This window comes from Phycicoccus sp. M110.8, assembly GCF_032464895.1.
Taxonomy (GTDB): domain Bacteria; phylum Actinomycetota; class Actinomycetes; order Actinomycetales; family Dermatophilaceae; genus Pedococcus.
Map to the genome: position 1 here is coordinate 1,065,169 of NZ_JAWDIC010000001.1, position 22,778 is coordinate 1,087,946.

21 protein-coding genes are annotated in these 22,778 nt (G+C 73.9%); 8 read left to right on the forward strand and 13 right to left on the reverse strand.

Annotated features, from left to right (window positions below):
- Window positions 1-98 precede the first annotated feature (98 nt).
- The 3 genes from RKE38_RS04945 to RKE38_RS04955 all read left to right on the forward strand — a co-directional run bounded on the left by RKE38_RS04945 (window position 99) and on the right by RKE38_RS04955 (window position 2,859).
- Window positions 99-1,163, forward strand: coding sequence for a hypothetical protein (locus tag RKE38_RS04945; protein WP_316006332.1), 1,065 nt, complete (start codon window positions 99-101; stop codon window positions 1,161-1,163).
- Window positions 1,160-2,095, forward strand: coding sequence for a methionyl-tRNA formyltransferase (locus RKE38_RS04950; RefSeq protein WP_316006333.1), 936 nt, complete (start codon window positions 1,160-1,162; stop codon window positions 2,093-2,095). Before RKE38_RS04945 ends, RKE38_RS04950 begins: the two co-directional genes overlap by 4 nt.
- A gap of 164 nt (window positions 2,096-2,259) precedes the next feature.
- On the forward strand, window positions 2,260-2,859 hold the full coding sequence (locus tag RKE38_RS04955; RefSeq protein WP_316007599.1) for a TetR/AcrR family transcriptional regulator: 600 nt from the start codon (window positions 2,260-2,262) through the stop codon (window positions 2,857-2,859).
- 42 nt (window positions 2,860-2,901) lie between these two features.
- On the opposite strand, the gene RKE38_RS04960 is transcribed toward RKE38_RS04955, so the two are convergent.
- A complete protein-coding gene (locus RKE38_RS04960) occupies window positions 2,902-3,717 on the reverse strand; it encodes a methyltransferase domain-containing protein (RefSeq protein WP_316006334.1) in 816 nt (271 codons plus the stop codon).
- Window positions 3,718-3,781: 64 nt separating this feature from the next.
- Here RKE38_RS04960 and RKE38_RS04965 point away from each other — a divergent pair, with 64 nt between their 5' ends.
- A complete protein-coding gene (locus tag RKE38_RS04965) occupies window positions 3,782-4,300 on the forward strand; it encodes a MarR family transcriptional regulator (RefSeq protein ID WP_316006335.1) in 519 nt (172 codons plus the stop codon).
- A 54-nt stretch (window positions 4,301-4,354) separates the two neighbouring features.
- Here the strand turns inward: RKE38_RS04965 and RKE38_RS04970 are convergent, their stop codons facing one another.
- Window positions 4,355-5,158 (reverse strand): alpha/beta hydrolase, encoded by an 804-nt coding sequence (locus tag RKE38_RS04970; RefSeq protein WP_316006336.1) that lies wholly within the window; start codon window positions 5,156-5,158, stop codon window positions 4,355-4,357.
- Window positions 5,159-5,222: 64 nt separating this feature from the next.
- Here RKE38_RS04970 and RKE38_RS04975 point away from each other — a divergent pair, with 64 nt between their 5' ends.
- Window positions 5,223-5,783: a PadR family transcriptional regulator gene (locus RKE38_RS04975; protein ID WP_316006337.1), complete on the forward strand. Its 561-nt coding sequence runs from the start codon at window positions 5,223-5,225 to the stop codon at window positions 5,781-5,783.
- Window positions 5,784-5,829: 46 nt separating this feature from the next.
- Here RKE38_RS04975 and RKE38_RS04980 read toward each other — a convergent pair whose 3' ends face one another.
- From RKE38_RS04980 to RKE38_RS05015, 8 genes are all read right to left on the reverse strand, one after another.
- Complete coding sequence (locus RKE38_RS04980) at window positions 5,830-7,647, reverse strand: ABC-F family ATP-binding cassette domain-containing protein (RefSeq protein WP_316006338.1); 1,818 nt, start codon at window positions 7,645-7,647, stop codon at window positions 5,830-5,832.
- Complete coding sequence (locus tag RKE38_RS04985) at window positions 7,647-8,582, reverse strand: 4-(cytidine 5'-diphospho)-2-C-methyl-D-erythritol kinase (protein WP_316006339.1); 936 nt, start codon at window positions 8,580-8,582, stop codon at window positions 7,647-7,649. Before RKE38_RS04985 ends, RKE38_RS04980 begins: the two co-directional genes overlap by 1 nt.
- Before the next feature lie 43 nt (window positions 8,583-8,625).
- Window positions 8,626-9,510 carry a 16S rRNA (adenine(1518)-N(6)/adenine(1519)-N(6))-dimethyltransferase RsmA gene (rsmA, locus tag RKE38_RS04990; protein WP_316006340.1) on the reverse strand — a complete coding sequence of 295 codons (885 nt, stop codon included), beginning with the start codon at window positions 9,508-9,510 and terminating at the stop codon, window positions 8,626-8,628.
- A 140-nt stretch (window positions 9,511-9,650) separates the two neighbouring features.
- Window positions 9,651-10,736, reverse strand: coding sequence for a ubiquitin-like domain-containing protein (locus tag RKE38_RS04995; protein WP_316006341.1), 1,086 nt, complete (start codon window positions 10,734-10,736; stop codon window positions 9,651-9,653).
- A 373-nt stretch (window positions 10,737-11,109) separates the two neighbouring features.
- Entirely contained in the window at window positions 11,110-11,973 is an 864-nt protein-coding gene (locus RKE38_RS05000) for a TatD family hydrolase (RefSeq protein ID WP_316006342.1), read from the reverse strand.
- A 12-nt stretch (window positions 11,974-11,985) separates the two neighbouring features.
- Window positions 11,986-13,839: a methionine--tRNA ligase gene (metG, locus tag RKE38_RS05005; RefSeq protein ID WP_316006343.1), complete on the reverse strand. Its 1,854-nt coding sequence runs from the start codon at window positions 13,837-13,839 to the stop codon at window positions 11,986-11,988.
- A 265-nt stretch (window positions 13,840-14,104) separates the two neighbouring features.
- A complete protein-coding gene (locus tag RKE38_RS05010; RefSeq protein WP_316006344.1) occupies window positions 14,105-14,791 on the reverse strand; it encodes a response regulator transcription factor in 687 nt (228 codons plus the stop codon).
- The gene (locus RKE38_RS05015; RefSeq protein ID WP_316006345.1) at window positions 14,788-16,869 is read right to left on the reverse strand and encodes a GAF domain-containing sensor histidine kinase; all 2,082 of its coding nucleotides are present in this window, start codon (window positions 16,867-16,869) and stop codon (window positions 14,788-14,790) included. The genes RKE38_RS05010 and RKE38_RS05015 overlap by 4 nt, the downstream gene beginning before the upstream one ends.
- A 175-nt stretch (window positions 16,870-17,044) precedes the next feature.
- Here RKE38_RS05015 and RKE38_RS05020 point away from each other — a divergent pair, with 175 nt between their 5' ends.
- Window positions 17,045-17,701, forward strand: coding sequence for a hypothetical protein (locus RKE38_RS05020; protein WP_316006346.1), 657 nt, complete (start codon window positions 17,045-17,047; stop codon window positions 17,699-17,701).
- 90 nt (window positions 17,702-17,791) lie between these two features.
- Here the strand turns inward: RKE38_RS05020 and RKE38_RS05025 are convergent, their stop codons facing one another.
- Complete coding sequence (locus RKE38_RS05025; RefSeq protein WP_316006347.1) at window positions 17,792-18,427, reverse strand: hypothetical protein; 636 nt, start codon at window positions 18,425-18,427, stop codon at window positions 17,792-17,794.
- Between the two features lie 303 nt (window positions 18,428-18,730).
- Here RKE38_RS05025 and RKE38_RS05030 point away from each other — a divergent pair, with 303 nt between their 5' ends.
- The gene (locus tag RKE38_RS05030; protein WP_316006348.1) at window positions 18,731-19,330 is read left to right on the forward strand and encodes a DUF4126 domain-containing protein; all 600 of its coding nucleotides are present in this window, start codon (window positions 18,731-18,733) and stop codon (window positions 19,328-19,330) included.
- 18 nt (window positions 19,331-19,348) lie between these two features.
- Here the strand turns inward: RKE38_RS05030 and RKE38_RS05035 are convergent, their stop codons facing one another.
- The gene (locus RKE38_RS05035) at window positions 19,349-21,019 is read right to left on the reverse strand and encodes an ABC-F family ATP-binding cassette domain-containing protein (RefSeq protein WP_316006349.1); all 1,671 of its coding nucleotides are present in this window, start codon (window positions 21,017-21,019) and stop codon (window positions 19,349-19,351) included.
- Between the two features lie 133 nt (window positions 21,020-21,152).
- Here RKE38_RS05035 and RKE38_RS05040 point away from each other — a divergent pair, with 133 nt between their 5' ends.
- Window positions 21,153-21,929 carry a CPBP family intramembrane glutamic endopeptidase gene (locus tag RKE38_RS05040; protein ID WP_316006350.1) on the forward strand — a complete coding sequence of 259 codons (777 nt, stop codon included), beginning with the start codon at window positions 21,153-21,155 and terminating at the stop codon, window positions 21,927-21,929.
- On the opposite strand, the gene rsmI is transcribed toward RKE38_RS05040, so the two are convergent.
- Entirely contained in the window at window positions 21,922-22,752 is an 831-nt protein-coding gene (gene rsmI, locus RKE38_RS05045) for a 16S rRNA (cytidine(1402)-2'-O)-methyltransferase (protein ID WP_316006351.1), read from the reverse strand. The two genes, RKE38_RS05040 and rsmI, sit on opposite strands and share 8 nt — an antisense overlap.
- Window positions 22,753-22,778: the final 26 nt, after the last annotated feature.

Sequence of the window (22,778 nt, forward strand, 5' to 3'; positions counted from 1 at the left end):
TAGAACGCTGGCTACGGCCTGCCGGCCGGGTCGGCCCGTCGCGTGACGGTGACCGGACGCGGGCCACGCGCAGCGCTTCTCACGGGGGTTGGACGACGATGGGTGCAGGGACGACGGACGTGGGCTCGGCCCTGGGCGCGAAGCTGCGGGCGGTGCTCGACGAGCTCGCCCTCGACCTGCACGGGCGCGTGGTCCTCACCGAGGCCGCCACCGGCCCCTACGTCGTGACCGCCCTGCTCGCCGCCCTGGCCGGGGCCGAGGTGTACGCGTACGCCAGGGACACGGCATACGGCACCGCCACCCAGGCGATCGACGCCACCCGCGCCGCGGGCGAGGGGCTGGCGGCTGCCCGCGACATCACCTACCTGCAGGAGCTCACCCCCGACGTGGTGGCGCGCGCCGACGTCATCACGAACAGCGGCCAGCTGCGGCCGCTCGACGAGTCGCTGCTGCGCCACGCCAAGGACTCCCTCGTCATCCCGCTCATGTTCGAGGCGTGGGAGTGGCGCGAGGGCGACCTCGACCTCGACTACGCGCGCAGCCGCGGCATGACCGTCGGTGCCACGAACGAGCGGCACCCGGCGGTCGACGTGTTCGGCTACCTCGGCGACATGGCGCTGCGCCAGGTCCTCGACTCCGGCACGACGCCCTACCGCAACCGCTTCGTCCTGCTCACCAACAACGACTTCGGCCCCTACATCGCGCGGGTCCTCGGCACCGTGGGCGCGGGCCTGGCCGTCGTGGCGCCCGACGACCAGCGCGGGGCGTATGCCGGGCTGCCCGGCGTGGACTGGGTCGGCGGCTTCCCCGAGGTGCGGCTCCCGGCGGAGTACCGCGACGCCGAGGCGGTCGTCTTCACGGCGTACCCCTTCGACCGCACCTGGATCGGCAAGGACGGCCCCGTCGACGTCGCCGCGCTGGCGGCGGCGCTGACGCACCCACGCGTCCTGAGGTATGCCGGGGACGTCGACGTGCGCGCCCTCGAGGCGCACGGGGTGGGGTACTTCCCCCGCGAGGTGCCGTCCGGCCACATGGGCGTCCTGCCCTCGGCCGTCGGCCTCGACCCCGTCATCCGGCTGCAGGCCGGCGGTCTCAAGGCGGCCGAGGCGATGCTCACCGGGGAGCACCTGCACGCGGGGGTGCCGGTGGTCGAGCTGCTGTGACCGCCGTCGACCCCCTCGTCGCGATCGGCCGGTCGCGGCTGCTGCACGACTCCGTCGAGCACCTCGCCGCGGCGGGTCACCGGTTCGCGGCCATCGTCACGGCTCCGCCGTCGCCGGAGTACGACGTGGGCCCGGCGGACTTCGCAGCCCAGGCGGACCGGCTGGGGTGCGAGCTCTTCGTGGTCGAGAAGGGCGGCGTGCCCCCGGAGGTGTCCGCGGCGGTCGAGCGACACGGGCCGGCGGCGGCCGTCAGCGTCAACTGGCAGTACGTGCTGCCGGGTCCGTTCCTCGACCTGTTTCCCCACGGTGTGCTCAACCTGCACCTCGGCAACCTCCCCGACTACAAGGGCAACGCCACCGTCAACTGGTCGATCCTCAACGGCGAGAACGAGATCCACGCGAACGTCCACCGGATGGCGGTCGAGCTCGACGCCGGCGACGTCATCGCCCGCGCCCCGATCCCCCTCGACGACACCACCTACGTGGGCGACGTGCTCGCCCGCGCCCAGGAGCTGGCCCCCGACCTGTTCCGACAGGCCCTCGAGCGCCTCGCCGAGGACCCGACCTCCTGCGTCGTCCCGGGGTCCACGGCGGGCCTGCGCTGCTACCCGAGGCTGCCCGAGGACGGCCTGATCGACTGGACCCGCCCCGCCGGGGAGGTCGCCCGGCTGGTCCGCGCCTCCTCCCGTCCCTACCCCGGCGCCTACAGCTTCCTCGGCGGCCGGCGCATCACGGTCTGGCGGGCCGCGGTCTCCGACCGCACCGACTTCCTCGCCGTTCCCGGCCACGTGCTGGGACGCGGACCGGGGTCGACGCTGCTGGTCGCGTGCGGGGACGGGGCGCTGGAGCTGCAGGAGGTCTCGGTCGGCGAGGACTGCGTCGAACCGGCCGGCCTGACGCGCAGCATCCGGGCCCGGTTCTCCTCGTCCTGACAGGCCCGGTTCTCCTCGTCCTGACAGGCCCGGCTCTCCTCGTCCTGACGGGCACCGTCCCCTGCCGGCGGCGCACCGCGCGACCGGGCGGCCCGGCATACCGGCAGAATGGTGAGGTGAGCGACACCCAGGGGGCACCGGCGACGAGCGCAGCTCGCCTGCGCATGACCGGCAAGCAGCGACGCGAGCAGCTGATCGAGGTCGGCCGCAAGCTGTTCGCCGAGAAAGGCGTCGAGGGCACGACCGTCGAGGAGATCGCCGCGAAGGCGAGCGTCTCCAAGCCCGTCGTGTACGAGCACTTCGGCGGCAAGGAGGGCCTGTACGCCGTCGTGGTCGACCGCGAGATCGCCGCGCTGCTCGGCTCGATCACCGGCGCCCTGACCACCGAGATGGGCAGCCGGGAGACACTGGAACGGGCCGCGCTGGCGCTGCTCGACTACATCGAGACGTCGACCGACGGGTTCCGGATCCTGGTGCGGGACAGCCCCGCCGGGCAGTCGACCGGGTCGTTCGCGAGCCTCATCTCCGACGTCGCCAGCCAGGTCGAGCACATCCTCGCGGCGGAGTTCAAGCGCCGGAAGCTCGACCCGAAGGCCGCCCCCCTCTACGCGCAGATGCTCGTCGGCATGGTCGCCCTGACCGGCCAGTGGTGGCTCGACTCGCGCAGGATGAAGAAGGCGGACGTCGCGGCCCACCTCGTCAACCTGGCGTGGAACGGCCTCGCCGGGATGGAGAAGAAGCCGGACCTCGTCACCCGGCGCTAGACCGCCGACCACCCGGCCAGCGAGGCTCGGAGCGCAGGCCGCTCACCCCTTCCCCACGGCAGCGTGGCCGACGCAGAAGATGCGGCGGAACGGGAGGACCACGCCGACGTCGGTGCGCGGGTAGGCCTCGCGGAGCCGGGCGTCGTACTCGGCGAGGAAGGCGTCCCGCTCCTGCGCGTCGGGGAGGGCCTCCAGGACCGGCCGCAGCCCGGTGCCGCGGACCCACTCCAGGACCGGGCTCGCCTGCACCCCCTCGGGGTCGAGGACGTGCTGGTACGTGGTCTCCCAGGCGTCGACCTCCAGCCCGGCGGCGGCGAAGAGCTCGACGTAGTCGGCCGGCTCGGCGACGGCCAGCCGTTCGAGCGCCGGCCGCAGCCGGTCCGCCGCGGGGTGGGTGGCCGCGACCTCGCGCATGAGGCGGTGCGAGGGCGCGTCGAGGTTGCCGGGGACCTGCATCGCCAGCCAGCCACCGGGCGCCAGCGACGCGGCCCAGGCGCGCAGCAGGTCCTGGTGGCCGGGCACCCACTGCAGCGTGGCGTTGCTGACGACGACGTCGGGCGCCGCGGCGAGGCTCGCGATGTCCCACGTGGCCAGGTCGGCCTCCACCCACTCGACCCGGCCGTCCGGGTCCAATGACCGCGCGGCGTCGAGCATCTGCGGCGAGAAGTCCACGCCGACCACCCGGGCACCGGGCCACCGGTCGGCGAGCGTGAGGGTCAGCGGCCCGTTGCCGCAGCCGAGGTCGACCACCAGCCGGGGTGCGCTCGCGCCGACCCGGGCGAGCAGGTCGCCGAACGGCCGGGACCGGTGGTCGGAGAACCTCGCGTACTGGTCGGGGTCCCAGGTCGTCGTCGCCATCGCCGTCTCCCTCGCTCTAGGTATCTTGATATCAAGATACTTGACCACGGCTAGAGTTTCCACCATGAGCCCCCAGGCGGACGACGTCGACCGGATCGTCGACGCGTGGCGACGCGAGCGCCCGGACCTCGACGTCGCCCCGCTGCACGTGCTGTCGCGCATCTCGCGGCTGGCCCGGCGGCTCGACCTCGACCGGGCGCAGGCGTTCGCCCAGCACCAGCTCGAGGGCTGGGAGTTCGACGTGCTGTCGGCCCTGCGGCGGTCCGGCGCCCCCTACGAGCTGTCCCCCGGCCAGCTGATCCGCCAGACGCTCGTCACCAGCGGGACGATGACCAACCGGGTCGACCGGCTGGAGCGCCGGGGCCTGGTCGAGCGCAGCCCGAGCCCGACCGACCGGCGCGGGGTCATCGTCCGGCTGACCCCGGCCGGCCGCGACACGGTGGACGCCGCCATGGCGGACCTGCTGACCCGCGAGCGGGCGCTGCTGTCCGACCTGTCCGGCGAGGACCGCGACCACCTGGCGGCGACGCTGCGCGACCTGCTGGCACCGTTCGAGTCCGAGGCCGCCTCCGCGGAGGGCTGACGCCCGGGCGCAGCGGCCACCCGCCGCGCCCTCGACCAGCGTCCGCTGCTCCGGCTACCGCCGGTCGCCCTGCACCCAGCGCAGGACCGTCGTCGCCAACGGGGTCCACGCCGGCTCGGCGTCCGTGCCGTCGTTGAGCATCCCCCACCCGTGGCCGCCGGGCGTCGAGACGAACCGCTTGGTCCCGGCGGGCGTGGTCCCGAACGCCGCACGCGTCCGTGCCGGCTCCATCGTCCGGTCGCCCGGCGCGATCGCCACGAGCAGCGGCACCGTCACCCAGGGTGCCGCCTCCTGCGCCGAGGGCACCCCGAACCCGTCGAACGGCCCCGACAGGTCCACGATCGCGTCCGCCCCGGCCTGCTGTCCGACGCCCAGGGCGATCACCCCACCCATCGAGGCGCCCACCACCGTGACCCGCTCGGCGCCCTGCTGCCGCGCCCAGTCCACCGCGAGCCGCACCTGGGCCTCGGGGTCCCCCGCGAAGGCCGGCGTGCACCTCGCCCGACCCCACCCGCAGAGGTCGACGAGCACACCCCGCACCCCGCGCTCGGCCGCCCACGCGGCATACGACACCCAGCCGCAGAACCCCGAGGGGGCGGTCTGGTGCAGGTAGACGGCCACGGTGCGCCCGGTCCCGATCGTCGCACCCGTCATCACGCTGCCGTCGGGCGCCCGGAGGTCGACCAGGGTGCCGCCTTCGAACGGCACCTTGCAGCGCTCGGCGACCGTCGTCGGGGTGACGATCGGCAGCGGCCGCGGGGTGCGCGTGGCGCTCGCCGTGTCGGGGGCACCCCCGCCGGACCCGCACCCGGCCAGAACCAGCACCAGCACCCAGGCCAGCCCATAGACGCGCGCCATGACTCCCCACCGTCCCGGCGAGCCCGCCCCCACCCCACGCCTCCACATATGTCAACATTGACATATGCCAGCACGGGCGTCCATCCCCTCCCACCTCGGCTGCGCCGTGCTCGGCCTCCTGGCCCGCCGGCCGCGGACCGGGTACGACCTCGCCAAGGCGATGGAGCGCCCCGTCGGCTACTTCTGGACGGCGCAGCACAGCCAGATCTACCCCGAGCTCGCACGGCTCGAGGGGGCCGGGCTCGTCGAGCACGAGGTGGTGGAGGGCGCGGGACCCAGGCCCACCAAGCGGTATGCCGTGACGCCGGCCGGCCTGGAGGCCCTGCGCGCGTGGGTGGCCAGTGAGGCCGAGCCGCAGGCGGTGCGGGACCTGGAGACCCTGAGGCTGTGGTCGGTCTGGACGGTCGAGCCCGAGGTGGCGAGGGAGCTCGTCCGCACGGCCCGCGCCCGCCACGCGACGGCGCTCGAGGCCTACCGCGCAGAGCTCGACGCGCTGGTCGGCGAGCCGGCCGCGCGCGACCGCGCGCACCCCCTCTTCGCCAGCCGGCTCACCCTCGAGGGCGGGGTCCGGGCCCGGCGGGCGGCCGTGGAGTGGTGCGACTGGATGCTCGAGCAGCTCGCCTGACCAGCGACCTGGAGCCGCGCCCGGCGCCGTGCCGGGTGCCGTGCGGTCAGCCGACGACCTCGGCTGCGGCGAGCCACTCCAGCTCGAGGGCGTCGCGCTCGTCGGCCACCTCGCGCAGCTGCGCGCTGAGCTCGCCCACCCGGTCGTAGTCGGTGGCCGCCTCGGCCATGGCCAGGTGGATCCGCTCCTCGCGCTCGGCGAGCCGGGCGAGCTGGCGCTCGATCCGGGCCATGTCCTTGCGCGCCTCGCGGAGCTCGGCCGGGGTCGGGCCGCCCGCCGCGGGAACCGCCGCAGAGGCAGCCTGCGACGACGAGGCCTGCTGTCGCGCAACGGATTCCAGTGCCTGGTGCCGGAGCTCGAGGTACTGCTCCACACCACCGGGCAACTCGCGCACGTGGCCGTCACCCATGAGCGCGACCTGGCGGTCGCAGACCCGCTCGAGCAGGTACCGGTCGTGGGAGACGACGAGCAGCGTGCCGGCCCAGCCGTCGAGGACGTCCTCGAGCGAGGTCAGCGTCTCGATGTCGAGGTCGTTGGTCGGCTCGTCGAGCAGCAGCACGTTCGGCTCGTCCATGAGCAGGCGGGTCAGCTGCAGCCGGCGCCGCTCACCGCCGGACAGGTCCGACACCCGGGTCTGCTGCCGGCCACCGCTGAAGCCGAGGCGCTGCGCGAGCTGGGAGGCGCTGATCTCCTTGCGCCCCAGGTGGATGTACTTGCGGACGTCCTCCACGGCCTCGATCACCCTGCGGTCGGCGAACCGCTCGAGCTCGCGCACCTCCTGCGACAGGTAGGCGAGCCGGACCGTGACGCCCTGCTTCCGCTTGCCCGACGCGAGCGGCACCTCGCCGGCGATGGCCCGCAGCAGGGTGGACTTGCCGGCGCCGTTGACTCCCACGATGCCGATCCGCTCCCCCGGCGCGAGGTGCCACGTGATGCGGTCGAGCAGCGTCCGGTCGCCGAGGACCACCGAGGCGTCCTGGAGGTCGACCACGTCCTTGCCCAGGCGCGTCGTCGCGAAGCTCACCAGTTCGACGTCGTCGCGCGGTGGCGGCTCGTCGGCGATGAGCTGGTTGGCCGCCTCGATGCGGAACTTCGGCTTGGACGTGCGCGCCGGCGCACCGCGCCGCAGCCACGCGAGCTCCTTGCGCAGCAGGTTGTCCCGCCGCTCGGCGGTGACGGCCGCGATCCGGGCGCGTTCGGCCTTGGCGAGCACGTATGCCGCGTAGCCGCCCTCGTAGGACTGCACCGTCCCGTCGACGACCTCCCACGTCTGCGTGGCCACCGCGTCGAGGAACCACCGGTCGTGGGTGATGGTGACGAGGGCGTTGTCGGGGCGCGCACGGTGGCGCACGAGGTGCTCGGCCAGCCAGGCGACGCCCTCGACGTCGAGGTGGTTGGTGGGCTCGTCGAGCAGCAGGACCGTCGGGTCCGCCACGAGCAGGCGCGCCAGCGCGAGGCGGCGGCGCTCACCGCCCGACAGCGGCCCGACGGTGGCGTCGAGGCCGCCGACGGCCTCCGCCGCGATGCCGCCGAGCAGCCCCGTCAGGACGTCGCGGATGCGTGGGTCGCCGGCCCACTCGTGCTCGGCACGGTCCCCGAGCACGGCTTCCCGCACGGTCGACGCCGGGTCGAGCACGTCCTCCTGCGCGAGGACGCCGATGCTCGAGACGCCCGATCGCGTGACACGGCCGGAGTCGACCTCGCGCTGACCCGCGAGCACGCGCAGCAACGTGGTCTTGCCCCCGCCGTTGCGCCCGACCACCCCGATGCGGTCGCCGCCGAGGACCCCGAGGGAGACCTCGTCGAGGACCTGGGCCGTGCCGAGGGCCAGGGAGGCCCGTTCCACGCTGATGAGGTTCGCCATCAGCGGGCGCGCACCCCGCTGACCACGTGGGCGCCGTGGGCCGGTCCGGTAGCGCGGCGCACGTCCTGGACGGTGCCCGACGCGGTGAGGGACACCGCGAGGTCGAGCGCCGACTCGTTGTCCTCGGCGAGGAACGCCACGGTCGGCCCGGAGCCGGACACGATGCCGCCGATGGCCCCGAACTCCAGCCCGGCGTCGATGACGTCGGCGAGGGCGGGCATGAGCGAGATCGCGGCGGCCTGCAGGTCGTTGGCCAGCGCGGCCCCCAGCGCCCGGGGGTCGCCGGACCGCAGGGCGGTCATCATCTCGGGGGTCGGCGCCGGGTCGGGCACGGGGCGGTCGCCGCGCAGCCGGTCGCACTCGGCATACACGGCCGGCGTGGAGAGCCCGCCCTCGCTGACGGCGAGCACCCAGTGGTAGGTGCCGCGGGCGAGGACCGGCGCGAGCACCTCGCCGCGGCCCGAGGCCATGGCGGTGCCGCCCGTGAGGAGGAAGGGCACGTCGCTGCCGACCTCGGCGGCGACGTGCTCGAGCTCGACCCGCGGCGTGCCGAGGCCCCAGAGCTGGTCGCAGGCCACGAGGGCGGCGGCCGCGTCGGCCGAGCCGCCCGCCATGCCGCCGGCGACGGGGATGTCCTTGCGGATCGCGATGTGGACCGGTTCGGTGATGCCCGCGGACTCGGCCAGCAGCAGGGCCGCCCGGGCCGCGAGGTTCGTGCCGTCCTCGGGGACCCCCAGCGACTGCGGCCCCGTGACGGTCAGGCCCCACTCGTCCGCCGGCCAGACGGTGACCTCGTCGTGCAGGGAGACGGCGTGGAACACGGTCGACAGGGGGTGGTAGCCGTCGGGACGCGGGGCGCCGACGACGAGCTCGAGGTTGATCTTCGCCGGGACGCGCACCGTCACGGATGACGGCGGCGCCATGGCTGAGGTCATGGCCGCCACCCTAGTCGGACGCGGCGGGCCGGACGTCGTCGAGTCAGGCGGGGTCGGTCGGTGGCAGGGCCGCCCGGGCGGCGGCGATCGCGGCGAACTGCTCGACCCCGAGCTGCTCACCCCGGGTCCGCGGGTCGATCCCGGCCGCGCGCAGGCACTCCTCGGCGCGGGGGGCGGACCCGGCCCACCCCGCCAGCGCGGCCCGGAGTGTCTTGCGGCGCTGGGCGAAGGCTGCGTCGATGCAGGCGAACGTCTCCCGGCGGGTGGCCCCGGGGACCTGCGGCTCCGGCCTGCGGTCGAGCGCGACCAGCCCCGAGTCCACGTTGGGGACCGGCCAGAAGACGCTGCGGGGCACCGTCCCCGCCAGCCGCACCGAGGCGTACCAGGCCGCCTTGACGCTTGGCACCCCGTAGGCCTTGGAGCCCGGCGTCGCCGCCAGCCGCTCGGCGACCTCGAGCTGGACCATGACGAGCACCCTGCGGAGGGTCGGGAACGCCTCGAGGAACGACAGCACGACCGGCACGGAGACGTTGTACGGCAGGTTCGCGACGAGGGCGGTGGGCTGCGGGTCGGGCAGCTCGCGCACCTGCATCGCGTCGGCCGCGACGAGGGTGAGGCGGTCGGCGAGGCCGGGCGCGAGGCGGGCCACGGTGTCGGGCAGCGCCGCCGCGAGGGTGGGGTCGACCTCGACCGCGGTGACGTGGCCCGCCTCGGGGAGCAGCGCGAGCGTCAGCGACCCCAGGCCGGGGCCGACCTCGACGACGCAGTCCTGGGGGTCGACGCCCGCGAGCCGGACGATGCGCTTGACGGTGTTGGCGTCGACGACGAAGTTCTGGCCCCACTGCTTGGTGGGCCGCACGCCGAGGGAGGCCGCGATCTCCCGGATCTGCGCGGCGCCGAGGTAGCCGCTGGTCTCCGGGTCGCTCATGGCGCCGAGCCTAGGGCCCGACCCGGGCGGACGTGCGACAGCACCCCGGACCGTGGGTCCGGGGTGCTGTCGGTGGTGCGGGTCGCGCTGCGCGGGTGGCGGCTGGTCGCCGCCGGGCGTGGCGCGGTCGCGGGAGCCGGTCAGGCGGCGCCGGCGCAGCCCCACGGGCTCAGGCCGGCCTTGGCGTAGTACCGGTTCGCCACGGTGATCTGCTCCTCGCGGGAGGCCAGGTCGGCGCGCGGCGCGAAGTCGCCGCCACCGTTGGCCAGCCACGAGCCGGAGTCGAACTGCAGGCCGCCGTAGTAGCCGTTGCCGGTGTTGATGTGCCAGTTGCCACCGGACTCGCACTGGGCGATCCGGTCCCACATGGCGGCGTTGGCCAAGTTGAGGCCGGCACCGGAGGTGTTGCCCGCGGAGGGGGCGGACACGGCGGGCCGGGCCTTCGTGCCGACTGCGACGACGCGGGTCACGGGCTGCTGGGTCACCTTCGAGCTGACGACCTTCTTGCTCTCGACCTTGCCGTCGACCTTGGTGACCTTGTACGTCACGAGCTTGGCGCCGTCGGCACCCGCCTTCAGGGTCTTGGTCTGGCCCTTGTAGAGGCTCGAGTCGCTCTTGCGCGTGACCGGGGCGGCGATCGCCTGGGTGTCCTCGACCTCGGTCGAGCTGACGCGCTGCACCTGGATCTTCATGCCCTTGGTGACGGGCGTGGTGAGGTCGGGCTTGACGCGGTCGTCGCCGTCCTTGGTGATGCCGAGCTCGGAGAGCACGTCGGCGACGGTGGCAGCGGTGGTGGTCTCGGTGCGGTTCTTGCCGTCGGCCCGGACGGAGACGTCCTTGGGCGTGGTGACCGAGAGGGTGAGGCCCTGGCGGCCGAGGGTCATCGAGCGCGAGGCCGACAGCTTGGCCGAGTCGGCGCGGATGCCGAGCTCCTGGAGGGCCGCGGCGACGGTGGTCGCGGTGGTCCAGTACTCGCGGGTGGCCCCGTCGACGGTGACGGTCAGCTTGCGGCCGTACCGGACGACGACCTTCTCGCCGTCGGACAGGGGGCTGTTCGGGGAGGGGGCGACGACGTCGTGGTCGCCGATCGTGATGTCCTCCTTCTTCAGGACATCACCCACCGTGCTGCCGAAGGCGTGGACGGTGGAGGTCTTGCCGTCGACCGAGAGGGTCACGGACTTGTCGAGGTGCGAGACGCCAACGGCTCCAGCGACGAGGGTCGTCACGACCGCGGCTTGGACGATTCGCCGAACGGGACGGGTGATCACAGTGCTCCAGAGTTCGTGCTCCCCGGGCATCGGTCCGCGACGTCGCGCCCCCAGCCGGTACCCGGTAGGGCCCCGGACAGGGGTCGAGGGATGCTCGTCGTGACGCCGTTTCTTCGCGGCTGAGGAGCATCCCTGCTCGCGTCGTCCGGTGGTCCGACCCCGGCCAACAGTCGTCCACCATGACCCCCTCAGGACCAAAGGTCAAAATTCGATAACGGCTTGTTCAGGGTTCGGCCAAGTTCCAGCCGTGGCATTCGGAGGTGTGCCTCGGCTTCCCGGCAGGGTGCCGACGGGACTGCGAGCCCTCACCGGGCCCGGTCGGCGGCGCCTGTCACCAGGGGCCGTAGACCGCCTCGGAGTTGGCGCTCAGCGCCTCGCACAGGGTCGGCACGGCGACCCCGAGCACGCCCGCCATGGCCCGCACGGTGAGCGGCACGAGGTAGGGCGCGTTGGTGGCCCCGCGCCACGGCGACGGCGTCAGGTAGGGCGCGTCGGTCTCGACCAGGACGCGGTCGAGCGGGACGATCGACAGGGCGTCGCGCAGGCCCTTGGCGTTCTTGAACGTCACCGTGCCGGCGAACGACAGGTGGTAGCCCCGCTCGACGCAGGCGCGGGCGACGGCCATGTCGCCGGAGAAGCAGTGCATGACCGTGTGCTCCGGCGCGCCCTCCTCGTCCAGGATCCGCAGCACGTCGTCGTGGGCGTCGCGGTCGTGGATCTGCAGCGCCTTGCCGAGGCGCTTGGCGAGGTCGATGTGCCAGCGGAACGAGTCCTGTTGCACCCCAACGCCTTCCGGCCCGGTGCGGAAGTAGTCCAGACCGGTCTCCCCCACGACGCGGATGCGCGGGTGCGCGGCCAGCTCCTCGATCTCCCGGTATGCCGCGTCGAGCGTCCCGGCCGCGGCCAGCCGTGGCGCCTCGTTGGGGTGGATGGCCACGCCGCCGAGCACCTGCGGGTGCCGGTCGACGACGTCCACGGTGAACCGTGCACCGGGGAGGTCGCAGCCGATCTGGACCAGCCGGTCGACGCCGACCGCCGTCGCGGCAGCGACCGCCGCTGCGACGTCGGGCGGCTGCTCCCCGTCGCGGGCGATGTCGAGGTGCGTGTGGTTGTCGACGACCGCGATCGGCAGCGGGTCGGGCGCGTCCGGCACCCGTCCGTGGCCGCTGCGACCGGGAGCGTCCTGGGGTGCCATCCGCGCGGCCGCTCAGGCCGTCGCGGAGGTGTCGGCGCCGTCGGTCGGTTCGTCGCCCGCCAGGCGGCGCAGCTCCTCCTCGACCACCGAGTCGTCGAGCTTGGTGAAGACCGGGGTGGGCTTGGCCACGGGGGCGCCCACGACCACGGGCCGGGACTCCCACCGCGGGGTGGCGGTGTACTCGCCCGTGATGACGGGGTAGGTGCGGTCGGCGTCCCCGGGGTCGAGGCCGGCCACCTGCTCCAGCCGCGGCATCGGCATGAACTCGCCCTCGCCGCCGAGCACCCGGTGCACCGCGTTGGAGGAGTGCGGGAGGAACGGCGCCAAGATCGTGTTGAGGTCGCTCACGCACTGGACGAGGGTGTGCAGCACCGTCGCCAGCCGCTCGCGCTGGTCCTCGCCCTTGAGCTTGAACGGCTCGGTGTCGGTGACGTACTTGTTGACGTCGCCCACGACCCGCATCGCCTCGGCCACCGCGGCCTTGACCCGCTGGCGTGCCAGCAGGTCGCCGACGGTGTCGAACGCCGCGAGCACCCGAGCCCGGACGGCCTCGTCCACCGGCTCCAGGGCTGCGGGCTGCGGGACCTCGCCGAAGTTCTTGGCCACCATCGAGGCCGTGCGGTTGACGAGGTTGCCCCAGCCGGCGACGAGCTCGGAGTTGTTGCGCTGGACGAACTCGGCCCAGGTGAAGTTGGCGTCCTGGTTCTCGGGACCGGCGGCGCAGATGTAGTAGCGGATCGCGTCGGGGCCGTACCGCTCGAGCACGTCCCGGATGTAGATGACGTAGTTGCGCGACGTGGAGAACTGCTTGCCCTCCATGGTGAGGTACTCGCTGGAGACGACCTCGGTCGGCAGGTTCAGCTCGCCGAAGACGCCCGGCTCCCCGCCCTTGTCGCCCTTCCCGGCATACCCGAGCAGCTCGGCCGGCCAGATCTGGGAGTGGAAGGTGATGTTGTCCTTGCCCATGAAGTAGTAGGACAGCTGCTCGCCCTGCGCACCGTCGGCGTTCCACCACTCGCGCCAGCGCTCGGGCTCGCCGAGGCGGCGCGCCCACTCGACCGACGCCGACAGGTACCCGATGACGGCGTCGAACCAGACGTAGAGGCGCTTGCTCGGGTTGTCGCGCCAGCCGTCGAGCGGCACCGGGATGCCCCAGTCGAGGTCGCGGGTCATCGCGCGCGGGCGGATGTCGTCGAGGATGTTGAGGCTGAACTTGATGACGTTGGGGCGCCAGGTGCCCGACGCCTCGCGGCCCTCGAGCCACTCGCGCAGCGCGTCGGCGAGCGCGGGCAGGTCGAGGAAGAAGTGCTGGGTCTCGATGAACTCCGGCGTCTCCCCGTTGATCTTGCTCCTGGGGTTGATGAGGTCGGTCGGCTCGAGCTGGTTGCCGCAGTTGTCGCACTGGTCGCCGCGCGCCTCGGCGTAGCCGCAGATCGGGCAGGTGCCCTCGATGTAGCGGTCGGGCAGCGTGCGGCCGGTCGACGGGGAGATCGCGCCACGGGTCGTCTGCTCGACCATGTAGCCGTTCTTCCAGACCTGGGTGAACAGCTCCTGCGCGACGGCGTAGTGGTTGGCCGTCGTGGTGCGCGTGTACAGGTCGTAGGAGCAGCCGAGGTCGGTGAGCTCGCCAGCGATGACCGCGTGGTTGCGGTCGACGAACTCGCGTGCGGTGATCCCCTCCTTGTCGGCCTGGACGAGGATCGGGGTGCCGTGCTCGTCGGAGCCGCTGACCATGAGCACGTCGTGGCCCGCCATCCGCATGTACCGGCTGAAGACGTCGGAGGGCACGGCGAACCCCGCCACGTGGCCGAGGTGCCGCGGGCCGTTGGCGTACGGCCAGGCGACGGCGGAGAGGACCTTGCTCATGCGACGACGTCCTGAGGACACGAGCGACGAAGGAGCGAGGCCCGGAAGGCCGAGGAGCCTGAGCGGATAGGAGAGCTCATGCGGGGAATCCTATGGGTGGCCACCAAACCGGTTTCGGTGGCGGGCCCGGAGGCAGGAGGCGCTGGGTGCCGGCACTCTGCGTTGCCCCGGCCCGTGGGGCAACGCACAGCACACGTGCACCACGCCCAGTCCTCGTCGCGGGCCGCCCGCTGAGGTCGCTGACCGCCGGTGCCGCCTCGGGTCCTCAGCCGCGCTGGCCCAGCCCGGCGTCCCGGGCGCGGATGATCACCTCGGCGCGGTCGGTGGCCTGCAGCTTGGACAGGATCGCGGAGACGTTGTTGCGCACGGTCTTGGGGGCCAGGAACAGCTCGGCGGCGATCTGCGCGTTCGACCGGCCGGCCGCGATGAGGTCGAGCACCTCCCGCTCGCGCTCGGTGAGCATGGGGAACTCCGTCGCCGTCCGGGCCGGCGACGGCGAGAGCAGCTCCCCGATCCGCGACGCCAGCGACGCCCCGAAGACGACCCCACCCGCGTGGACCGCCGTGATCGCGCGGGTGACCTCCTCCTGGGACGCCCCCTTGACGAGGTAGCCGCGCGCGCCGGCCCGCATCGCCGACAGCAGGGTCCCGTCGTCCTCGCCCATGGTGAAGACGAGCACGCCGATGGACGGGTCGGCCGCCAGCACCCGGCGCGTCGCCTCGATGCCGTTCACCTCGGGCATCTGGATGTCCATGACGACCACGTCGGGCCGGTGCTCGGCCGCCAGCGCCACCGCCTCGGCCCCGTCCGCCGCCCGGGCCACCACCTCGATGTCGGGGTGGGGCTCGAGCAGGGTCGCCAGCCCGTCCCGGAACACGGGGTGGTCGTCCGCGATCAGGACCCGGATCCGGGCCCCCGCTCCGCCGCTCCCTGCCGTGCCGTCCTCGCTCATGCCGCTCCCTGTCCGACGGGCAGCCACGCCCGGACTGTGGTGCCGCCGCCGGGCGGGCACACCACCTCGTACCGTCCACCCAGCTCGTCGACCCGCTCCCGCAGCGACCGCAGCCCGACGCCGGCCACGACGTCCTCGGCGATCCCGCGCCCGTCGTCGGCCACCTCGACCGCCAGGTCCGCGGGGCCCGTGGCGAGCCGCACCGTGGCCGAGTCCGCGCCCGCGTGGCGGGCCACGTTGGCCAGCGCCTCCGAGACGATCCGGTATGCCGCGACCTCCACGGCCGCGGGCAGGTCCACCAGCGCCGCGGGGTCGGCGTCGACGACGACGGAGAGGCCACCCGACCGCACCCGCTCCGCCTGCTGCTCCACCGCCGCGAGCAGGCCCAGGTCGTCCAGGGCCGGCGGCCGCAGGCCGTGGACGAGCCGGCGGACGTCGGCGAGCGCCTCGGTGATCTCGGCCCGCGACTGCACGACGAGCCGGTGCGCGGTCTGCGGGTCCGTGGCCACGGCGTTGCCCGCCGCGTCGAGCCGCATCGCCACCCCACCGAGCACCGGGCCGAGGCCGTCGTGCAGGTCGCGCCTGATCCGGCGCCGGTCCTCCTCCCGGGCGAGCACCAGCTGCTCGCGCGACTCCTGCAGCTCGCGGGCGAGCAGGCTGGCCCGCACGGCGATCGCCGCCTGTCGGACCACGTCGAGGAGCAGCGCCTGGTCGCGCCGCGAGAGCATCCCCCGGATGCCGCCGTCGGGCAGCTCGAGGGTGCCGATCCGCTCGCCTCGGTAGGAGATCGGGAAGGTCCGGGTCTGCGTCGGGCTCGTGCCGTGGGTCGCGGCGAGCCCCTCGCCGCCACGCCCGAGCACCTCGACCCGCACGTACGCCACGCGAAACGCCTCGGCCACGGCCCCGGCGAGCATGGGCAGCTGCTCCTCCAGCCCCCCGGACTCCTCGAGCCGCTCCGCGAGCGCCGACACCACCTCGTACCGCTCACCGCGGCGGCCGAGGAGCCGGCGCCGCACCTGCCCGGTGAGCCAGGAGCGCAGTGGCCCGTATGCCGCGACGGCCAGGACCAGGACGAGCACCGTCACCTGCCGCTCCTGGAACCGGTCCCCCAGCAGCGCACTGGCGCCGGCGAGGACGAGCAGGTCGAGGGCGACGAACGCCACCGCGATGCCGCCGTAGACGAGGGTGCCGCCGACGAGGGCGTCGACGTCACCGGTCTGCGGCCGCACCACCCCGATCACGACCGAGGCACTGGTGACCACGAGCGCGGTGACGAGCGCGGCCAACCCTGCCGGGCCGCCGACGTCCAGCAGCGTGACTCCGCCCGCCAGCAGGCAGACGAGGGCGGCCCAGAGCAGCCAGCGCAGCTGCGTGCGCTCGACACCCTGCGCCCGGGAGTGCCGGGCGAACACGACCGCCGCGGACAGCGGCAGCGCCGCGAGCGTGACGACCTGCGCCACCCGCAGCGCCGCCTGGGCGACCTCGACCGACACGGGCACCGCCAGCTGCGGCAGCAGCCGGACGACCTCCGCGAACAGCCGGTCCTCGTAGACGGCCCGGTCGGGCGCGAGCATGAGCACGAGGGGCAGGACCAGCGACATGCCGACCGCCGCGACGGCGACCGGCCGCCACCGGCCCTCCGGCAGCCGGCCGGTGGGGTAGAGCACCAGCAGCACGGGCAGCGCCACCAGGAGCAGGGACCCGGCCTCGGACACGAACCAGTACGACGGCCCCACGAGCGGCGGCACGGGGTCCTGGCGCAGGCCCCACACGGCATACGCGGAGCACAGCCCGTCGGCGGCCCAGAAGAGGCCGGTCGCCGCGAGCCCGAGGCCCACGAGGTGACGCGGCCGGTGCGCGACGATCACCGCGCCGCACGCCCCGACCAGAGCGCCGACGAGTGCGGAGGAGAGGCCACGGTCGGAGGCGTACAGCGCCCGGTCGGCGTCGGTGACGGCGGCGTCGAGCACTCCGGTGACGACGACCAGCACCACGAGGACGACCCCCAGCAGCACCGGCACCGCGACGGCGCTGCGGCGCAGCGCGGGCGCGGGCGGGCTGACGGCGTGGGCGGTCACGGCGCCAGTGTGCCCGCGGGCGTGTCCCGGTGTCAGGGGATCGGTGTCCCGTCCCGACGGGACACCGGAACGGGACGCAGGTCGGGACACCGCGCCCTGCCGCCCGGGTCGCCGGGCGCCGGAGAGTTCCGGCAACGGCACCACCCGGGTGCCACCCACCAGCGAAGGAAACGCCATGGCACTCACCCAGACCCCGGCCCCGGCCCGGTCCGACGTCCGCTCCGGCCAGCACGCCACCACCCCTCCGCCGGTCGACCGGCCCTACCTGCGGCACGGCACGATGCTCACCGTCGGCGCCGTCGCCTGGGCCGCCATGATCGCCGCGTTCGGCTTCGAGAACGACGGCCCCGGCGGCCAGTACGGCCACAACGCCGGCGCCCTCCTCTTCCAGCTCGGCGTGCTCGCCCTGCTGCGGGTCCTGTGGCGCACCAACGCGATCGGCGACGGCAGGCTGGCGCGGTTCGTGCTGCGTGCCGAGACAGTGGCCCTGTCGGTCGCGATCGTCTCGACGCTGTCGGACTTCTTCGGCATCACGAACCTCGACAACCCGGTCTCGCTCGCGATCGACATGTTCTGGCCGCTGTCGATGCTCGGGATGTTCCTGATCGGCATCCGCATCGCGGTCGCCGGTCGGTGGAAGGGCCTGTCGCGGTTCTACCCGATGGTCGCCGAGAGCTGGGCGGTCGTCACCGTCCCGACCCTGGGCATCCTCGGCCCGGGCGTGGCCCGCTGGGTCGGTGCGGCGCACCTCCTCGTCGGGTATGCCGTGCTCGGCCGGATCGTGGCCCGCAAGACCGTGCCGGTCGACGGCACCGAGCCGGTCGAGGCCTGAGGCGGGGGCGGGCCCGGGCCGGGAACCCGCGCAGGAGAAAGGCATCGGGGCCGCGTGCGCAGCGCACGCGGCCCCGGTCCGTGTCGGGCGTCAGCCGACCGCGGTCACCACGAAGCTCACGTAGTGGTTGTCGCTGCCGTCGGCGCTGCGCACGTCCAGCCGGACGCTGCCGTCACCGGTGAGGGGCCCGCACAGGTTCTGGTCGATGATCATTGGCCCGCCGGGGACGAGCGCCTGCACCATCGGGATGGGACAGCCGTTGCCGACGCCTGCGCCCGACGGGAACGTGCCCGGCGGGATGGTGATCGACCAGCTGCCCGGCCCGTTGTGCGTGACCGTGAAGGTGCCGGTCCCGGACCAGATCGCCCCGGTCGAGCCGAGGAACTCACCGGCGAAGGTCTTCGGCGCGTCCTTGCCCGCCGGTCCCTGCGGGCCGGTGGCACCTGTGGCGCCGGCAGGTCCCGCCGGTCCCTGAGGCCCCGTGGCGCCCTGCGGCCCGGCCGGCCCCTGTGGTCCGGTCTGGTTCCAGGACAGGACCTTCTCGTGCGTGCGGCACTTCTGGCCCTGCGGCACGACGCGCAGGTTGCCGTTGGTGGAGTTGTAACAGGCGTTGATGACGCCGTCCGCGCCCGGGATGAGGCCGGCCGCCCAGGCCGTGCCTCCCGTGGCCCCGACGCCGACGACGACTGCGGCGGCCACTGCGGCGCCGCGCTTGCTGATCTGCATGACGAATCCTCCGAACTTCGTGGTACGGGTCGAGCTGGATCGGGCAGGAGCCGGCGCGCGCCGCCCGCAGAGGACCGCTCAGGGGTCGTGGTCCGTCAGGACGAACTCAGGATGGCGAGGACGACGCAGGCTGGTGGCAGGTTTGACGATTTCTTGACGTTTGCCGCGGCATGTCTCCGCAAAGGTCTCGTTGGTCTCGGTTCGCGGTGGTGTGCGGCTCCAGCCACCGGAACCGAGCGCCCGGGACCACCGTCGAGTAGACATGTCCGCATCGGGCGCGACGCGCCCACGGGAGGTCTCCGCATGATCGCCACACTGACCGGCGCCGGGCTGTCGGCCGCTGCCGGGCTCAACGCCTACATCCCGTTCCTGATCGTCGCCCTCGTCGCGCGCTTCACCGACGTGATCACGCTGCCGCAGTCGTACGCGTGGATCGAGTCGTGGTGGGCCATCGGCATCGGCGCGGTGCTGCTGCTCGCCGAGGTGGTGCTCGACAAGGTCCCGGCGGTCGACTCGGTCAACGACGCCATCCAGACCTTCATCCGGCCGAGCATGGGCGGCCTCATCTTCGCCGCGACCTCGGCCGCCTCGGACCTCGACCACTCCACCTGGATGGCCGACCACCCGTTCGTGGGGGTGGTCCTGGGGATCCTGGTCTCCGGCCTCGTCCACACCGGGAAGATGGCCGCGCGCCCGGCGATCAACGCGGGCACCCTCGGCTTCGGCGCGCCCGTCGTCTCGACGGTGGAGGACGGCGCGTCGGTCGGCATCAGCCTGGTGGCGGTGTTCCTGCCGGTCCTCGTGGTGCTCGTGCTCGTAGCCCTGGGGTGGCTGCTCATCTGGCTCTGGCTGAAGGTCCGCCGCTGGCGGCGGCGCCGTCGCGGACCGGCCCTCGCCTCCTGACGAGCGGCGCGGCGACGCTCAGAGCGCCTCGACCCGCACCTGCCCGTCCGCGACGAGCCAGCGGTGGGTCGGCTCCAGCGACTCGACCAGCTCGACGTCGTGGCTCACCACGACGAGCGTGCCGGTGAACGCCTCCAGCGCGTCCTGCAGCTGCTCGATCGCCACCACGTCGAGGTGGTTGGTCGGCTCGTCGAGCACCACGGTGTTGACCTCCCGGCCCTGGAAGACCGCCATCAGCGCCCGGGTCCGCTCCCCCATCGACAGGCTCCGCGACGGGCGACCGACGTGCTGCGGTCCCAGCCCGAACTTCGCCAGCAGCGTGCGGACCTCCCCCGGCTCCCGCTCGCGCCCGGTCCGCCGGTCGGGGGCGAGGGCGGCTCGCACCACGTCGACGACGCCGGTGTCGCTGTCGAGCAGCGAGCGGCCCTGGTCGAGCACCCCGAGCTGCACCCGCGCCCCGAGGGACTGCCTCCCTGCAGTGAGCGGCAGCTCACCGAAGAGCGCGGAGAGCATCGTGGTCTTCCCGCTGCCGTTGTCACCGGTCACGGCGACGCGGTCGCCCCGGCCGAGCGACAGGTCCACCGGCCCGAGCCGGAACCCCTCTCGCTCGACCACCGCGCCCGCCAGGCTCGCGACGACGTCCGACGACGGCGGCCCCTCGGTCAGCGCGTAGCGCAGCTGCCACTCCTTGCGCGGCTGCTCCACCACGTCGAGCCGCTCGACCGCCCGGGTGGCCCGGGCAGCCTTGGCCAGCTGGCGGTCGGCCCGGGCCCGGTGCTTCTCCCGGATGAACTTGTCGGCCTCGCTGCGCGTCACGGTCGCCCGCGTGACCGAGGCGCGCCCCCGGTCGGCCCAGCCCTGCCGCTGGCGCGCCTGGGCGAGCAGGCCGTCCCGGGCACCGGCGTACTCCTCGTACTCCTGCCAGGCCTGCCGCCGGGCGAGGTCGCGCTGGCGTACGTAGTCGGTCCAGCCCCCGGCGTACCGGTTCACCCGCTGCTGGTGCAGGTCGAGCTCGAGGACGTCGGTGGCGACGTCGTCGAGGAAGGCGCGGTCGTGGCTGGCGACCAGGACCGGGCCGCCGTGCCCGAGGACGAAGTCGGTCATGAGCTCGGTCCCGCGGCGGTCGAGGTCGTTCGTCGGCTCGTCGAGCAGCAGCACGTCGTACCGGCTGAGCAGCACCGCGACCAGCGACGCCCGGGCCGCCTGCCCACCCGACAGGCTGCCCAGGGCGCGCCCGGGGTCGACGGCGAGGCCGACGCGCTCCGCGACCTCCGGCAGGCGCTCGTCGAGGTCCGCGGCGCCGAGGGCCAGCCAGCGCTCGAGCGCCACGGCATACCGGTCGTCCGCGCCCGGCGCGCCGGTCGCCATCGCGGCAGCTGCCGACTCGAGCTCGCGGTCGGCCGCCGCCACACCGGTGCGGCGCCGCGCGTAGGCCAGGAGCGTCTCGGTCGGGTCGGGCAGCACCTGGGGCAGCCAGGCGATCGTCGCGTCGCCGGGCGCGAGGCGGACGCTGCCTCGCTCGACCGGCAGCTCGCCGACGAGCACGCGCAGCAGGGTCGACTTGCCCGAGCCGTTGGGCCCGACGACGGCGGTGACGTCCCCGTCGGCGACGACGAGGTCGAGTCCGGAGAACAGCGGACGGGCACCGAAGGCCACGTCGAGGTCGGAGACGGTGAGGGTGGTGGACATGCACATCCTGAGGTCGAGGGAGGACCCGGCGCGGGGGTCAGGGGCTCGGCTGCTCAGGAGAGGTCCACGGCGGCAACGGTAGACAGGTGGCCGCGCGCGGGTCCACCGGATTTCCGCGGGTTACCCTCCCGCTGTGACCGTGGACGCTGCAGGGACCCGCGCCAGGCCGCGCACGCTCGTCACCGAGACCGTGCTCGTGCTCGGGGTCAGCCTCGGGGCCTCCGCGGTGTGGTCGCTGCTGTCGCTGGTCGACAAGCTCACCCAGCACAAGGCGCTCAACCAGCAGACGACCGCCATGAACTCCTCGGTGACCCCGGACCGGCCATGGCTCGACCTGACCTACCAGCTCGTCGGCATCGTCGTCGCGCTCGTGCCGGTCGTCCTCGCCCTGCACCTGCTCACCCGCGACCGCGCCGACGCGCGGCACGCCATCGGGTTCGACCTGCGCGAGCCCGCCCGCGACCTGTGGCGCGGTGCGGCGCTCGCGGCCGTGGTCGGCATACCCGGTCTGGGCCTGTACGCCGCGGCGAAGGCGCTGGGGTTCAACACGACCGTCGCCGCCGCCAACCTGTCGGACCACTGGTGGACGGTGCCCGTGCTCGTCCTCGCCGCGGCGCAGAACGCGGTGCTGGAGGAGGTCGTGATGATCGGCTACCTCTACACGCGGTGGCTGCGGGCGGGGTGGTCGCTGCCGGTGGTGATGCTCGTGTCAGCCGTGGTGCGTGGCTCGTACCACCTGTACCAGGGCTTCGGCGGGTTCGTCGGCAACCTCGTGATGGGGCTGCTGTTCGGGTTCGTCTACACCCGCACCCGGCGCGTGGGACCGCTCGTCGTCGCGCACACCCTGCTCGACGTGGTGGCCTTCGTGGGCTACGCCCTTCTGAAGGACCACCTCGGCTTCCTCACCTGACGGCAGCGTCGTAGAGCGCCTTCTTCGACAGTCCGGTGGCTGCCGCGACGTCGGCGCACACGTCCTTGAGCCGTTCCCCCGCCTCCACGCGTGCCCGTATGCCGGGCAGCGCCTCCTCGACGCTGGTCGCCGCCGCGGTCGCGCCGCCGACGACGACGGTGATCTCGCCGCGGACACCCTCGGCCGCCCACTCGGCGAGCTCGGCGAGGCCGCCGCGGCGGACCTCCTCGTAGGTCTTGGTCAGCTCGCGGCAGACCGCGGCCGGACGGTCGGCGCCGAACGCCTCGGCCATCGCCGCCAGCGTCGCGTCGATCCGGTGCGGCGCCTCGAAGAACACCATCGTGCGCCGCTCGTCGGCGAGGCCCGCGAGCGTGCGCCCGCGCTCCCCCGCCTTGCGCGGCAGGAACCCCTCGAAGCAGAACCGGTCCACCGGCAGCCCCGACACCGCGAGCGCCATGAGCACCGCGCTCGGCCCGGGCACGCAGGTGACCCGCACGCCGGCAGCCACCGCGGCGCCCACGAGCCGGTACCCGGGGTCGGATACGGACGGCATACCGGCGTCGGTCACGACGACCACGCGCTCGCCGGCGACGAGCCGCTCGACCAGCTCGGGCGTGCGGGACGCCTCGTTGTGCTCGTGGTAGCTGAGGACCGCCCCGCCGGGCGACACGCCCAGCTCGGCGCAGAGCCGGCGCAGCCGGCGGGTGTCCTCCGCGGCGACGACGTCGGCCCCGGCCAGCTCCTGCGCCAGGCGCGGTGCCGCGTCGCGGGGGTCGCCGATCGGGGTCGCGGCGAGGACGAGGACGCCGGGGTCGGGGCTCACCCGGCCATCCTGTCAGGGTGGGCCGG